Consider the following 15,770-nt stretch of genomic DNA (forward strand, 5'->3'; position numbering starts at 1 on the left):
GGTACCACCAACCAAGTTAGCTTAGGTGCTGATTTTTCCCATAACCTCTACTATGTGAACCGAGAACCTAATATCTTCCCCCGCCAAGGGATGATTAAAGTCAACCAAAACACTATCATCAGACACAGATCTAACAATACCAGCAAACGACATTCCATTATTCTCAAAATGCACACATTGTCCGTTACAAATATTACCATTATCAATTAAGTTTCTATTTATAGTTTTCAGCAAATCATCCCGGCGATGCCCAAATGATTCAGCGGGAGAAAGCAAAAATTCCCTCTTATCTCCAGCAAAAAGACCAAATAAGCAATTCTCAAAAAAATAATTCAATGTACCTCCACCGACCAGCAATGTAGCCGGAGTCAAAGAAAAAGTATCAAAAATCACCTCTGATGTTCTGTCAACCCTAATTTGATAAAAAAGAGTAACAAAACTTCCTTCCTCAATTGCGATCACAAGATCCCCACTGATTGTAGGAAATTAGCAAAATAACCCCAAGCGTAATAGCAGCATCAGCTAAGTTGAAAGAGGGCCATGCCCACTGATGAAAATGCCACTGCACGAAATCTAATACAGCTCCTCTATACATGCGATCAACAGCATTACTTAAACCACCAGCGATAATTAAAAAAGCAGCATCAGCCCCCCAACTACGCAAATAACCACGGTAGATAAGAATGCAAAAAAACGTGCTTATTAAAAATGTAATAGCAACAAACAGATAGCTTTGCCACCCATTCTGATGATTCATGAAACCAAATGCAGCACCATAGTTAAACACCAAATTCCAATTCATATATTTATTAACATAAATAGGGTGATAAAACATAAGAGATCTGATAGCCCAAAGCTTAGACAACTGATCTAAGCTAATAACGGAAGAAAAAATCAACACCCAACGAATATATGCATTAATTCTTAATCTATGCATAACTACGTCCCTCTTCCTTGCCCTTTATATTACCCAAACATCGTTCGCAAATACCCGGAAACTCCTCAGAAACATTAACTTCTTCACATACATGCCAACACCGAATACACTTCTCACCAACAGCAGATTCAACCTCAATATTACTAATGCCATCAACCTCTGATTGAAAAATCTTCACTGAAGCCACCATCAGCACAAAACGAAGATCATTACCTATCAATAATAGTTGATCATAGCTATACCCACCTGCAGTAATGACAACACTAGATTCCCAAGATGATCCAAGCTTATCCCGTTCACGCACAACTTCTAGTGCTCTCATAATTTCGGCGCGAATATCTCTAACCATATCCCACCTCATACGGAGTACATCCGCATCGGGTACAGAAGGAACATCGCACCAACCATGTAAAAGAACATAGTCCGAATCATCATTGTTAAGATACTGCCAAGCCTCATCAGCCGTAAAACAAATAATCGGAGCACAAACGGACAACAAAGAACGAATAATATGATGCAATACCGTTTGTGCAGACCGACGAGCAGATGAAGTCAAAGCAGATGAATATAGCCTATCTTTCAAGACATCAAGATAAAACGCACCCAAATCCTCGCTACATAATTGATAAATCGCCCTTACTACAGCAGAAAAATCATAGCGTTCATAAGAATCACGGATACCGCAAACGGCATCCCTTAGTACAAGCAGCATATACCGGTCCAACTCTAACAACTGACCAATAGGAAGTACATCTTTGCTGTAATCACAATCTCTAGTATTTGCTAACAAAAATCTTACGGTATTCCTAATACGACGATACACATCAACAACATTGCCAATAATAGTTTCTGATAGAGACATCTCTCGAGTATAGTCAGTAGAGGCAATCCATAAGCGCAAAATATCAGCTCCCTTGTCCTCTACAATAGAATGCGGAGAAATAACGTTACCACGAGATTTAGACATTTTGTAACCAGAAGCATCTACTACGAAACCGTGTGTAATCAACTGACGATATGGACTTTTTCCGTCCAAAGCACAGGATGTCAAAAGAGCAGAATGAAACCAACCCCTGTGCTGATCCGATCCTTCCAAATATACATCAGCTGGATATCTCAATAAATCACGATGAGATCCCCTGAGCACAGTGCTATGGGTAACACCAGAATCGAACCAAACATCAACAGTATCTGTCAATTTGTAGTAAAACTGCACCTCATCACCATCCAGCCACTCATCTGGAGAAATGCTGGACCAAGCTTCAATACCATTTTTTTCTATGATATCGGCAATTCTCTCAATAAATTCTTTAGTACGAGGATGTGGTTCTCCAGTGGCACGATGCAAAAAAAATGGCAGCGGTACACCCCAGCGCCTTTGGCGAGATAGACACCAATCTGGTCTGGTAGAAATCATGCTCCTCAATCGTGATCTTCCGCGGGCAGGAAAAAATTCAACCTTATCTATTTCACGTAGAGACAAGGAGCGAATAGTATCATCTGTACCCGGCAAAGAATCATCCAAGCATATAAACCACTGTGGAGTTGCCCTAAAAATAGTAGCAGTTCTATGGCGCCAACAATGTGGATAGCTGTGTTCAATTGAATGACAAGAAAGTAAAGCTTTACTTTTTTCAAGAACAGCCAAAACCAGCGGATCAGCATCGCGAACGTTCACACCAGAAAAAATTTCAACCGACGGGTCAAAACAACCATCATCATTAACTATAATCTGCGGATCTATTCCTTCATCAAGACAAATCTGATAATCGTGAAGACCATGCGCTGGAGCAGTATGAACCAACCCTGTACCAGAATCAGAAGTAACATGATTACCCATCAAAATTGGAACTTCACGTTCGTAAAATGGGTGTCTAAGTAGCATACCTTTCAAGTCTGAACCAGAAAACCTCATCTCAACCAAAACATCATCATCAGACCAACCACAACGCAAAACAAACTGACGGTACAACTCATCAGCTACGATCACAAATCCATCAGGTGCTCTCAATACCACGTAACACATATCTGGATGCACACAAACTGCCTGATTTGAAGGTAAGGTCCAAGGAGTAGTTGTCCAAATTACAACCCTAGCTTGATTGAATTTTGCACAAATATCCTTGATTGCATCTGGCCACACAGTAACATCAAAAGCAACATCTATCGATTGTGAGATCTTATCTTCATACTCAACCTCAGCCTCTGCCAAAGCAGACATACAATCCAAACACCAATGTACTGGTTTTAATCCCCTTTTTAATAAACCATTCTCGTATAACTCTCCAATAAGTCGAACTTCATTAGCCTCCACACGAGAATCCATAGTTAAGTACGGATTATCCCAATCAGCCAAAATGGCCAAGCGCATAAAACCATTTTTCTGAATATTGATCTGATCCTTAGCATAATCCCTACTCAACGAGAACAACTTATCCGTTGGCAAGTGCCGTCCATGAATCTTTTCAATTTGAACTTCTATGGGCATACCATGACAATCCCATCCCGGAGTTAAAACAGCATTGAACCCAGTCAAAACTTTGTACCGAACTATAATATCCTTCAGGATTTTGTTTACTGCGTGCCCCATGTGTATATCGCCATTGGCGTAGGGCGGACCATCATGCAAAACAAATGAAGGAAAATTCTTGGTTTTATCCCGTAATCGTGAAAAAAATTTGTTCTTTTTTTGAAGATCTATCCAGATAACCTCATTTTTTGCCAAATTGGCCCGCATAGGAAAAGGCGTATCGGGCAAATTCAGAGTGTGGCGATACTTATCAGTCTTCTTAGTCATACTAAAAACCTTAGAAAAAAATCTAACATCTAACTTTTAAAAAATCTAACTTTTGTTAAAATAAGACCTAGCAGCGGCACAGTCATCCCTAATTCCGAGAGCTAGCTCATTATGAGAAGCATAACGGCGTTCTTCATGCAAGTGTGCCAAAAATTCAACGAAAACACGTCGACCATATATATTTTCAGAAAAATCAAGCAGGTGAACCTCCAACCAATCAACATTGTCAGTAGATGACAAAGTTGGGCGTCTCCCGATGTTTCCCACTCCGGGAAAAGGAGAGTCTCCCAATCCATGAACTTTAACCACAAAAGTACCCTGTAAAACTGAATTAACTGAGGGGCGCAAATTTATCGTTGGAAAACCAAGCTGACGACCCAATTGGCGACCATATCGAACACGGTCGAAAATATGATAAGGAAACCCAAGTAAACTGTGTACTCGATCAAACTCATGAGCTGACAAAGCAGTCCTCAACATGGTACTAGAAAGACGCTTGCCATCATCAAAAATATCAGGGACAATCTCGAAATTGAATGATCCAAGGTCAGAATACTCGCGCAAGAGAGATGTTTCGCCACAACGATTAGCACCGAACAAGAAATCTTTACCTACTACTAAGTATTTCACATGAAGAGACTTAATCATAATCTCTTCAACAAAAAATCTGGCACTATAATTGGAAAACACCTCATTGAACCTGGCGATGTAGACGTGCTCTATTCCCAAACGGGCCAAGTTAATGATCTTATCACGCAGCGTCCACACCTCTCTAAAAGTAGTGGGCTGGAAAAAAAAACGCGGATGAGGGTAAAACAGCATAACTGCCGTCTGAAGTCCCTTTTCCCGCGATCGCTCCCTCAGCCTAGCTAGCATAGACTGATGACCTAAGTGAATTCCATCAAAATTACCAATAGTCAAGGCCAAAGGCTGAGATAGGTCGGAATTAAGACAGCGGTGAACCTTAATTTTGTGTCTGCCATCAACATAAACAAGCAACATATCCTCCAATTTCGTGAAAAATGTACGCCCAATGATTACTCCCACGAAAAGGAAGTATAAGTAAGGTTACCTCAAAAACCAACCTAATTAAACAGACCTACTTTAAGCAGCCTCAGCTAAACCTACCCCTTAAGCAACTTCAACTTCAGCCTCAGGTTTATTTTCGCAATCAAATTTAAACTCCTCATCATAGTAATCAATAGTCAATGAACTATTGGGAACAATCTCCCCTTTTATAAGTAGGAGAGACAATGGATTCTCTATCCACTGCTGGATAGCCCTCTTTAAGGGACGAGCACCATATACAGAATCAAATCCAAATTGCATTATCTTGGCTACTGCCCGATCAGTTATTTTAGCTAAAATCTGCTGACGTTCTAGCCTCTCTATAACCCGCCGCAACTGTAGTTGTGCAATTGGACGCATATCTTTTTCCGTCAAACCCTCAAAAAGTATAATTTCATCTATACGATTCAAAAACTCAGGACGAAAATTACTCCGCACCAAATCCATTACTTGACTGCGAATACCAGCCACGGAAGATCCTTGTTGATTCCAGAAATCACTGCCTATATTTGAAGTCATCACTATAACCGTATGCCTAAAATCAACAACCCTGCCCTGCCTATCTGTCAAATGACCCTCATCCAGAACTTGCAGCAATAAATTAAAAACATCAGAATGAGCTTTTTCTATTTCATCAAACAGAACCACAGAATAAGGCTTACGCCGAACAGCCTCTGTTAAATCTCCTCCATCTTCATAGCCAACGTACCCAGGTGGAGCACCAATGAGAAGAGACACGGCGTGCTTCTCCATAAACTCACTCATATCCAGCCTAATTAGCTGCTCTCGGTCGTCAAACAAAAATTCAGCTAACTGCTTGGTTAATTCGGTCTTTCCAACACCAGTTGGGCCTAAAAACAAGAAAGAACCATATGGTCTATTGGGATCAGATAAACCAGCACGTGACCGACGAATAGCAGAAGAAATCTTAGATACTGCCTCATCTTGACCTACAAACTGCCGATGAATAACATCCTCCATATGAGATAATTTTTCTCTTTCCCCCTTCATCATTCGTGATATAGGAATACCTGTCATACGGGAAACAACTTCAGCAATTTCCTCGGCACCGACCTGAGTTCTAACCAAAGTCAATGTATCATCAGCGTTAGATTGATTATCATCAAGAGTTTTTAGCTGACGCTCCAACTCTGGGAGACGTCCATATTGAATCTCAGAAGCCTTCTGCCACTGCCCTTGCCTCTTTGCTTGATCAATATCGGAACGCAGCTGCTCAATTTGCTCACGAATACTGTGAGCACCAGCCACAGTTAGTTTCTCTCTCTTCCAAATCTCTTCGTAATCAGCATACTCTAGCTCCAAACGTGATATCTCTTCCTCTATGTTATGGAACCGTTTCTGTGAAGCTTCGTCTTTTTCACGTCTCACCGATTCACGCTCAATTTTTAACTGAATTAGTCTACGGTCAAGTTTATCCATAACTTCTGGTTTAGAATCAATTTCCATCTTGATACGCGATGCTGCTTCATCAATTAAATCTATGGCCTTGTCAGGTAAAAAACGATCACCTATATACCGATGTGACAGCTCAGCAGCAGCAACAATTGCTGGATCTGTAATTTCAACTGCGTGGTGAACTTCGTATTTTTCTTGCAAACCACGTAAAATGGCAATGGTATCCTCAACACTGGGTTCTTGAACCAAAACTTTTTGGAAACGTCGTTCAAGAGCCGTATCTTTTTCAATATAGCGCCGATATTCCTCCAAAGTTGTTGCTCCAATACAATGAAGTTCTCCACGAGCCAACATGGGCTTCAAAATATTGCCGGCATCCATAGATCCTTCCGTTTTTCCTGCCCCAACCAGGGTATGAATCTCATCGATAAAAACAATAGTCTGCCCATTATCCTTCTTAATTTCATTAAGAACATTCTTTAACCGCTCTTCAAATTCACCACGGTATTTAGCCCCTGCTAAGAGAGAAGCCAAATCAAGGCACAACAATCTTTTATGCTTTAGTCCATCAGGAACCTCAGCATTAACAATACGCTGAGCAAGTCCCTCAACAATAGCTGTTTTACCAACACCAGGTTCACCTATCAAAACTGGATTATTTTTTGTTCGTCGCTGTAGAACTTGGATCGTACGCCTAATTTCATCATCACGACCAATAACCGGATCAAGTTTTCCTAAACGAGCAGACTCAGTTAAATCAATTGAATACTTTGATAATGCACCTCTCTGAGATTCTGCATCCTGAGTAGAAACAGAACCTGGTTGAGAAATCTCTTGAATAAACTTCTCTAATTTTTGTCTTGAAACACCATTCTTAGCGAGCAACTCACCCGTTGGACCTTTATCTTCGGTCAAAGCCAAAATAAACATCTCGGATGATATGTACTCATCACCTCTCTTATGTGCTTCCTTCTCACAAATATTAAGAAGACCTAATAAAGATTTTGATACATTAATTTGTCCCTGTAGTCCAGTTACTATAGGCAAATTATCCACCAACTTACATACTTGCTGCTGCCAGTCACTCAAAGATAAAGAAAAACGCTGCAACAAAACAGCAACAGAGCTTTGAGGATTAGATAAAAAAACACTAAGCAAATGCTGTGGTTCTATATAAGAATGATCCTTGCTAACAGCAAGACTCTCAGAAGCGGATAAAGCATCACGGAATTGTGAAGTTAAAAGTTCAGCTCGCATTTTATACCTCTCTAATCATATGGAAAATAATCTACACATCTATAGACATAATATTATTTTCCCAAAAATCAATTCTTTTTTATTAGCAAATCGAGTTGAATCACATTTTGTTTAAAATAAGTTAAATCGTCAACAACATGACCGTAATTTGAAACCACTAGAATCTGAAAAATTTAATCACAACTATTCCAAGTTTAAAAACCATCAATCTATTATTTACAAAGCTGGTCTTAAGTTACATGCAACTAAACATTTATTTGATGAAATTAATTATTAAAAATAGACTATTATAGATTTTCCTACAAATTAGGATCGTCCATATTATACATGAGACAAAAATAAGAAAAAGAAATATAAATATGACATAGAAATAGAATAATATGCCACAAAAAGAAAAATAGAGAATAAACTTGAGTAGAAAGTGCTAGAAAATAATATTAATATAAGGCAGAAAAACTACTTTACAACCTGGTTGAATTAATAATCATCGATAGTAACTAATTAATCAAATTTACTTGTAAAAGCTTTTAGCTTGTAGTAGGTATCATTTTCCCAACGTTTACCACTAAACACACCATAATGACCAGCTTTTTCAACAAATAAATACCCTTTGTATTTGTCAGGTAATTTTTTACAAAGATCAAAAGCAGCTTTCGTTTGACCAGGAGCACATATATCATCAAACTCCGCCTCAATAACCATAATAGGAACATCAGTAATAGCAGAAAAATCAATCTTATTACCCTTGAATACCACTTTACCAGTAGCCAAATGATGCTCTTTGAAAACTATTTGCAGAGTCTCCAAAAAAAATTTAGCTGTCATATCCATTACAGCATGATAGGTATCATAAAAATTTACATGCCGCTTAACAATTTCTTTATCATTATCAAGTAGTGCTTTATAAAAAGCAAAATGTTCACCCACGTGCTTGTCAGGATGCATGTTAATAAAGGCTTCATGCTGAATATACCCAGGATAAACTCGACGAAAAGCCCCAGGATAACGCGCAGGAACATACTCAATTACATTGGCATCAAACCACGACAACGAGTTACTGTCTGCAAACCTACAAACATCAGTAGGATTACATCTAACATCAACGGGACCGCCCATAAGAATTAGGCTCTTGGCTTGAGCTGCTGCACCAGACATTGCTAAGTGACAGACTGAAACCATAGCCGGGGCTGTAGGCTGACAAATGGCAACTACATGAGGAGGACGATCAATCGCATTAATTGTACTAATAAAGTCACAAATATATTGCACAAAATCATAAAATCCAAAATCACCCTTAGAAGAATCTATGTACCTAGGATTTAACCAATCCGTAATATAAACATCATATCCACGAAAAAACATCGCTATACTACGACGCAATAACGAAGCGTAATGACCGGACAATGGAGCTATAACCATAATAGGAGGAGCATCCTGTGAATGACTTTTTCTGAAGTGAAGCAACCTACAAAAGGTGTTCTCACAAACAACCTCTTCATTGATCTCCACATCACAACCATCAATGGACATTTCCTTAATACCAAAAGGGGCACGAGGGTAATGCTTAGCCAGCCTAGAAATAAAGCTCAAAGGCGCAGTAATACTTCTAAGGGGAGAAGATAAGTGCGACTCCATATCACCAAAAAAAGATGCCCAGTCGCGTGTACGCTCACTCAACTCATGGAGGACTGTTGCCTGATAATCACGCGTACTATAAAAGAACATAAACTACTCCATAAGAATACTACCCTAAAGCCGTCAGACCAACATCGAATGACGTTGGACAAAGATTGAAAGCACATAGTTCCGTGATAAAATCACTTGTCGATATCATAAAAATACTACAAGCAGGAGGGATTAAATAATAAAAACACATAAAAAGCAAAATCTAATATGATTATTAGCGCTATCATTAACATTACGGTAGAATCTGACCCTTATACGATACGTACCCTACAGGAGTGCTGTTCATGAAGTTTTGGAGATCGCTCGCAATGCTTGTTTTTTTCTGCGCCGCTCCCTTATTGTCACAATCGGCTGGCGATACCCGGGCAGGATACGTGAAAAGCCAGATGTGCCAAGGGTGCCATAACGTGACCGGCTATCACTATACATTCCCGCAAAGGTACAGTGTGCCTTATCTTGGGGGACAGTTTTCTAAGTACATTGAATCTGCACTAAAATCTTATGCCTCCAAACAGAGACCAACTAAATCAATGATTGCTGCTGCTGCTTCGTTAAGCGAGCAAGACATGGCAGACCTAGCCGCCTACTACCAGTCGCAGGAACGCATACGTATGATGCCAGCCGACCATGGAATTTCATCGAAAGATATTTCAAAAGGATATGAAATATATAAGAAAAAAGCTTGTGCAGCCTGCCATGGAGAATCTGGAATACCGGCAACAAACGATTACCCCATTTTGGCACACCAACACGAAGATTATCTCGAATCCGCCTTGAAAGATTATCGTTCAAAGGAGCGCAAAAATGTTATTATGCAGGCTTTGGTAACTGATCTAACAGACGATGATATACATTGCTTATCTCTATTTTTATCAAATGAGCCTGCTGGGGTATTTAACCCTAACTGAAGTGGAAAAGGAAATTACTAAATGGCAATGAAATCACCTGTTTGCGAATTTGGGTGGTCTGGTCCTGATTTCTCCTTACCGGGAACAGACGGTAAAGTTTGGTCTCGATCTGAGATTGTGGGTACCAATGGACAGCTAATCATGTTTATATGCAACCATTGCCCGTACGTTATGTCTATTTTAAACCAGTTGCTGGAAGATATATCAATAATAGAATCTCACGGCATAAAGGTAGTTGCCATTTGTTCCAATGACGCAAAATATTATCCTGAGGATTCGTTCGAAAATATGAAGAAAATGGCTATCGAAAAAAAGTTTTCTTTTCCCTATCTGCATGATGAATCCCAAGAGGTAGCACACGCCTACGATGCCGTGTGCACTCCTGATTTCTTTGGGTTTAATAAAAATAACGAACTTCAGTATCGAGGCCGTCACAGCTCAAGCGGTAAAAATGTCACCACAAACTCAAGGCGTGAACTCCAGGAAGCAATGATACTCATTGCTGAAACAGGTACCGGCCCCAAAGAACAAAACCCAAGCATGGGTTGTTCTATAAAGTGGAAAAATTAAATACGCCTAACCATCCGTCTGAAACGTTTGCGGTTAGTAACAAAGTCAGGGGAGGGCTCGTGTGCGATTTTGTTTTGGTTATGTGTGTACAGATAAAACTCCACAGACAAATTGCCTGCATTTGATCTTCCGTTATCATCACCATCACCTTGGTTACCACCTCCTCGGTTACCTCTTTCGTCTTCGTCATCAATTCCCGGCAACATTGGAGAAACGGGTATAAAATCAACCCTGCGAACTCTTTCAACGAGAATATCATCCACAGAAAACCTCTCATCCTAATTTATCAAAGGGCAAGAGAATTCTATTTATTTATACATAATTAATCTCGTTAAAAGTTGCTGTTTTTTATGGTTAAATTTTGCAATTAGTTATTAAAAATATTACAAAAATACCAAATAACCACTAGTTAATTACACTAATAGCTAACGTTTACCCTATAAGTACTCGTCAATTTTTTATCGATTCAGGAAACAAATCTGCATAGGATATGGATGACTGATTTCTTACTAACCGCACATGGTTTCTTCTCAACATCCGCGGATGAACAACACCGCAAGAATGAGCTATTTGTTCCACCTCCTTATTCAAATTCCTAACATACTGGGCAACACGCAGGTATTTTTCCTCGACCACTAATCCTCTCTGCAACCTAACATTATGAGTTGTAATTCCAGTAGGACAGCAATTAGTGTGACACCTCATAGCTTGTATACAACCTAAAGAGAACAAAAAACCTCTAGCACTATTCACAAAATCCGCACCCATACACAAAGCCCAAGCCACATCAGCGGGTGTGGCTAATTTACCAGAAGCTATCAATACTATCCGCTTCTTCAAATCAAATTTATTCATTAAATCAACAGTTATGGGCAAAATCTCCCGTATCGATAAACCCATGAAATCCATCAAAGATTGTGGAGCCGCACCAGTGCCACCTTCACCCCCATCAATGACCAAAAAATCAGGAGCATCTTGCAATCCTCGCCGTTGAATTGTGGTAAAAAGATCTTGCAAGAAACCATAACCACCTAATGCAGTTTTTATTCCAACTGGCTTCCGAGTTATCTCTCTGATCTTCACCACCCAATCAAGTAGAGTATCAACTGAATTAATCAAGCGATGACAATTTGGACTCACAGAATCTTTATAAGCTTGTATACAACGAATTTTTGCAATCTCATCTGTAACCTTTAGTGCCGGTAACAAACCACCTTTGCCTGGTTTAGCTCCTTGAGATAACTTGATTTCAAAGGCTTTTACCGAAGGATTACTAGATACTTCCTCCAACCTCGTCCAAGAAAAATTCCCCTCCTGATCCCTAAATCCATACAGAGCAGTGCCTATCTGAGCAATCAGGTCTGCATTTCCCTCCAAATGATAAGGACTAACTCCTCCCTCCCCAGTGTTAAGCCAACACCCTGATTCAGCCGCACCTCGCGATAAAGCTTGAACTGCCGGCTTTGATAATGCCCCATAACTCATGCCACTAATATTTATAAGGGATTTAGTCTCAAATGGTGAATCGCAATATCCCTCACCAATAGAAATAGACGGTACAGGGACGACATCTTGCATACGCACGGAAAAAACGGCATTTGAAAAAATAATAGCACCTTCTTTTTTAATGTCATACGTAGAGCCAAAAGCAATTACTTTATCCTCATCCTTTGCCATACGATATATCCATGAACGTGTTGATCTATCAAATGGCATTTCTTCTCTATCACCGGAAAAAAAATACTGTCTAAGATAGTCTCCTTGTTTCTCAAGTAGGTATCTAAAGTGACCAATAACGGGAAAATTTCTGAGAACAGTATGCTTTTTCTGCAATACATCATATAAATATACGATTAAAATCAACAATATAATAACAAAAAATGGTGCGCTAACGATGAAAGTAGCAATGTGCTCTAGGATGTCAATCAAACTCATGTCAAAATCACCTAAAATGTACCCTTGTTACGGTAGTAAGGTTGGTAATTACGATAACATCGTTGCCAAAATATAATGGAAATCTACATGACTACATCTCTCTTAGTCAGGCACAATAGCCATCTTAGTCAATACGATGAAGATCGCATGCGATCCATACTGGAACGTATCACAGAAACATTGAGGAAAAAAATTCATCATGATCTCATTATCCTTTTTGAATATGGAAAGGAGTGGAAAAACACCTGGGAAGATTCCATGAATCTCCATCACCAAAATTCTATGCTTATGGTTTTTATGACTTCAGAATTGGCATTCGACTCCAAGTTTAGAGAAGAAATATTATCTTTTATTAACTATCGCCCACAAGCCATAATTATGATCGAATATCAACACTACCATAGAAACTCATTTGCCAAACTATTCCCCGCTTCACCAAAATTTATTACTCTAGACTGGACAAAGCAACGATTCATATCTATAGATGATCCGTTTTTTAACGATCAGATAGAAAAGATAGGCTCCGCTATATTGGAAATAATGGAGTCAAGCAATATCAACTCACAACATAACACTTCCCCTAAGATAACTTTTTCCAAGAGCAAAAGTTCTCACTTTTCGAAACAAAAACCTGATCACAGAAAAGTAAAAAAACATTTGTCACCACTTGTAACTGATTTTTCGCGTAATAAAAAAAATAGCTATAGTTCAGTATTTGTCAAAAATTCAAGTAATGTAATAACAATGACCAATGATGGCACTGGAGATTTTCCAACTCTAGTAGATGCTGTAAAAAAATGTCCTGATAATGGAACAATAATATTAAAACCGGGAATATACCTGGAAAATATTATTATAAGTAGACCTATAAAAATAATTGGAGAAGGAGACGTTGACGACATTGAAATTCGTTCTTCTGGTTCATGCAATTTCTTGATAGATAGTGACTGCATACTAAAAAACTTTACTATCAGACAATTTGGAGGAATTGATTGGTATGCCATAGACATACGAGGCCCATACAATGTTGAGATTGATAGGTGCCATATTCAGAGTGACTGTAATTCATGCATAGCCATTCATAATGAAGCAAATCCTTACATACATCACTGCTTCATACATGACAGTGTTGATGGAAGTGGAATATTTATTTACGATCGAGGCAGAGGAAGAATAGAGAATAACAAAATAACCTGGAACAAACATGCTGGCATTGAAATTAAAACTCAGGGTGATCCCATTATTCGCTTCAACAAGATTAATGATAGCTATGGGGGAGGAATATTAGTATATGGAGGTGGAAGAGGAATAATTGAAGAAAATGAAATAATTGATAGCTCATTTGCTGGCATACAGATAGAGGAATACTCTGATCCCATAATAAGAAAGAATTTGATTCTTTCAGGAAAGCAAAGCGGTATCTACATAAAAGATAACGGAAGGGGATTAATAGAAGATAATGATATAAGCAGTAATTCATTTGCTGGAATCGCTGTAGAAACTGGTAGCTACCCTATAGTACAATCGAACAGAATACACTTAAATAATTACGGCATCTGGGTCTATAATAATGGCAGTGGATCCTATGAATGTAATGATTTACAAGGAAACAAAACCAGTAGTTGGCTGCTTCAAGGTAACGCTCATATAGACATGGTCAACAACATAGATGATTCCTGAAAACAGCATCGTTATTATTTTTTTATAACATCACAAAAGCATATAATTAAGATGTTACAATTTTACACTAGAGAGGTGATATGGGCATCGATGAACTTTTGTTACATCCTCTTATGACGATAAGTCCACTGGATGGACGCTATTTTAGCCATGTACACCAAATACCCGAAGTAATGAGCGAATATGCACTTAACAAAGCCAGGGTACATATAGAAATAGAGTGGATAATTTCTTTAGCAAACAACGAACAAATCAGCGACGTGCAACCATTTAACAGTGATGATGTATCGTTCCTTCGCCAAATCAGCAGTAACTTTTCTATTGCTAACGCTGAGGAAATAAAATCCATAGAGCAAATAATAAATCACGACGTAAAATCAGTAGAATATTGGATTAAAAAAAAATTGGAAGCCAGACCCTCTATGATAAATAACGTAGAGTTAGTTCATTTTGCTTGTACAAGCGAGGACATCAACAATCTGGCAGATGCAATAATGGTAACCGATATCAGAAAATTAATGTTACAAAAAATTAATGAGGTTAATGAATATCTTTGCCATATGGTTACAAAATATGCTGCCACTGCCATGATGTCTAGAACTCATGGTCAACCTGCCAGCCCCACCACTCTCGGAAAGGAAATTGGTGTTTTTGTGCACAGATTGGGAACATTTTACAAACGAATTAATGATCTGCCAATTACTGCAAAAATTAATGGTGCCGTTGGTAACTATCATGCACACGCCGTGTCCTATCCTGAAGTAGATTGGATAGAACACAGCAGAAATTTTGTTGAGTCACTCGGATTTTCATTTTGCCTCTACTCTACTCAGGTAGAATCTCACGATACAATGGCAACACTATTTTATTTTTTTTCCCAACTTAACAATATACTCATTAATTTATGCCGTGATTTTTGGGGGTATATTAGCCTAGGATACCTACGGCAGAAAGCGAATCCAAAAGAAGTTGGATCATCAACTATGCCTCATAAAATTAACCCGATTGACTTTGAAAATGCCGAAAGTAACCTAAATCTGGCAAATTCCCTACTTTGCCACCTCTCTAGCAATTTAACTACATCTAGATGGCAACGTGACCTAACAGACTCTACGCTAAAAAGAAATATAAGTGTTGCTTTTGGTCACTGTCTTCTCGGATATTCCATGCTGATGAGAGGATTACAGAAAATAGATATCAACAAAAAAATAATGATGGATGATCTCGACCAAAACTGGGAAGTACTAGCAGAAGCGGTTCAAAGCGTTATGCGCAGAAATCGAATTTCAAATTCCTACGAAAAAATGAAAGAACTAACTCGTGGACAAAAAATTACTCCCGATGAGCTCCATGCATTCATCAGATCGCTACCGTTACCAAGCGAACACATTGATAGGCTAATTAATCTATCTCCTGAAAAATACGTCGGTTACGCAGAAAAAATAGCAAAGCAAGTAGTAAGTGACTACAATCGGTAATAAATAAAATAGTAAGTTAAAACAGCTATATAAGATCT

General features: G+C 38.8%; 12 protein-coding genes. 4 read left to right on the forward strand and 8 right to left on the reverse strand.

Going from position 1 to position 15,770, the window contains the following annotated elements; translation table 11 throughout:
• Positions 1–21 precede the first annotated feature (21 nt).
• From Arg41_RS00335 to phaZ, 6 genes are all read right to left on the reverse strand, one after another.
• Positions 22–462 (reverse strand): FKBP-type peptidyl-prolyl cis-trans isomerase, encoded by a 441-nt coding sequence (locus Arg41_RS00335; protein WP_092342467.1) that lies wholly within the window; start codon positions 460–462, stop codon positions 22–24.
• The gene (gene lspA / locus Arg41_RS00340; protein ID WP_092342469.1) at positions 449–937 is read right to left on the reverse strand and encodes a signal peptidase II; all 489 of its coding nucleotides are present in this window, start codon (positions 935–937) and stop codon (positions 449–451) included. Before lspA ends, Arg41_RS00335 begins: the two co-directional genes overlap by 14 nt.
• On the reverse strand, positions 930–3,734 hold the full coding sequence (ileS, locus tag Arg41_RS00345) for an isoleucine--tRNA ligase (RefSeq protein WP_092342471.1): 2,805 nt from the start codon (positions 3,732–3,734) through the stop codon (positions 930–932). The genes lspA and ileS overlap by 8 nt, the downstream gene beginning before the upstream one ends.
• 45 nt (positions 3,735–3,779) lie before the next feature.
• Positions 3,780–4,736 (reverse strand): bifunctional riboflavin kinase/FAD synthetase, encoded by a 957-nt coding sequence (locus Arg41_RS00350; protein ID WP_092342473.1) that lies wholly within the window; start codon positions 4,734–4,736, stop codon positions 3,780–3,782.
• Positions 4,737–4,865: 129 nt separating this feature from the next.
• On the reverse strand, positions 4,866–7,475 hold the full coding sequence (gene clpB / locus Arg41_RS00355; protein ID WP_092342475.1) for an ATP-dependent chaperone ClpB: 2,610 nt from the start codon (positions 7,473–7,475) through the stop codon (positions 4,866–4,868).
• Positions 7,476–7,976: 501 nt separating this feature from the next.
• Positions 7,977–9,200 (reverse strand): polyhydroxyalkanoate depolymerase, encoded by a 1,224-nt coding sequence (phaZ, locus tag Arg41_RS00360; protein ID WP_092342477.1) that lies wholly within the window; start codon positions 9,198–9,200, stop codon positions 7,977–7,979.
• 245 nt (positions 9,201–9,445) lie between these two features.
• Between phaZ and Arg41_RS00365 the strand changes: the two genes are divergently transcribed.
• Both Arg41_RS00365 and Arg41_RS00370 read left to right on the forward strand, forming a co-directional pair.
• Positions 9,446–10,069: a c-type cytochrome gene (locus tag Arg41_RS00365; protein ID WP_092342479.1), complete on the forward strand. Its 624-nt coding sequence runs from the start codon at positions 9,446–9,448 to the stop codon at positions 10,067–10,069.
• A 21-nt stretch (positions 10,070–10,090) separates the two neighbouring features.
• Positions 10,091–10,639 carry a thioredoxin family protein gene (locus Arg41_RS00370; RefSeq protein WP_092342481.1) on the forward strand — a complete coding sequence of 183 codons (549 nt, stop codon included), beginning with the start codon at positions 10,091–10,093 and terminating at the stop codon, positions 10,637–10,639.
• On the opposite strand, the gene Arg41_RS00375 is transcribed toward Arg41_RS00370, so the two are convergent.
• Together Arg41_RS00375 and Arg41_RS00380 are read right to left on the reverse strand one after the other, a co-directional pair.
• Entirely contained in the window at positions 10,636–10,902 is a 267-nt protein-coding gene (locus tag Arg41_RS00375) for a hypothetical protein (RefSeq protein ID WP_092342483.1), read from the reverse strand. The genes Arg41_RS00370 and Arg41_RS00375 overlap by 4 nt on opposite strands.
• Before the next feature lie 187 nt (positions 10,903–11,089).
• Positions 11,090–12,574 carry an FMN-binding glutamate synthase family protein gene (locus Arg41_RS00380; RefSeq protein WP_092342486.1) on the reverse strand — a complete coding sequence of 495 codons (1,485 nt, stop codon included), beginning with the start codon at positions 12,572–12,574 and terminating at the stop codon, positions 11,090–11,092.
• A gap of 87 nt (positions 12,575–12,661) precedes the next feature.
• On the opposite strand from Arg41_RS00380, the gene Arg41_RS00385 reads away from it, so the two are divergent.
• Entirely contained in the window at positions 12,662–14,254 is a 1,593-nt protein-coding gene (locus Arg41_RS00385) for a right-handed parallel beta-helix repeat-containing protein (protein WP_157722193.1), read from the forward strand.
• An 80-nt stretch (positions 14,255–14,334) separates the two neighbouring features.
• On the forward strand, positions 14,335–15,732 hold the full coding sequence (gene purB / locus Arg41_RS00390) for an adenylosuccinate lyase (protein ID WP_242641357.1): 1,398 nt from the start codon (positions 14,335–14,337) through the stop codon (positions 15,730–15,732).
• Positions 15,733–15,770: the final 38 nt, after the last annotated feature.

This window comes from Candidatus Ichthyocystis hellenicum, assembly GCF_001460935.1.
Lineage (GTDB): Bacteria > Pseudomonadota > Gammaproteobacteria > Burkholderiales > 2013Ark19i > Ichthyocystis > Ichthyocystis hellenicum.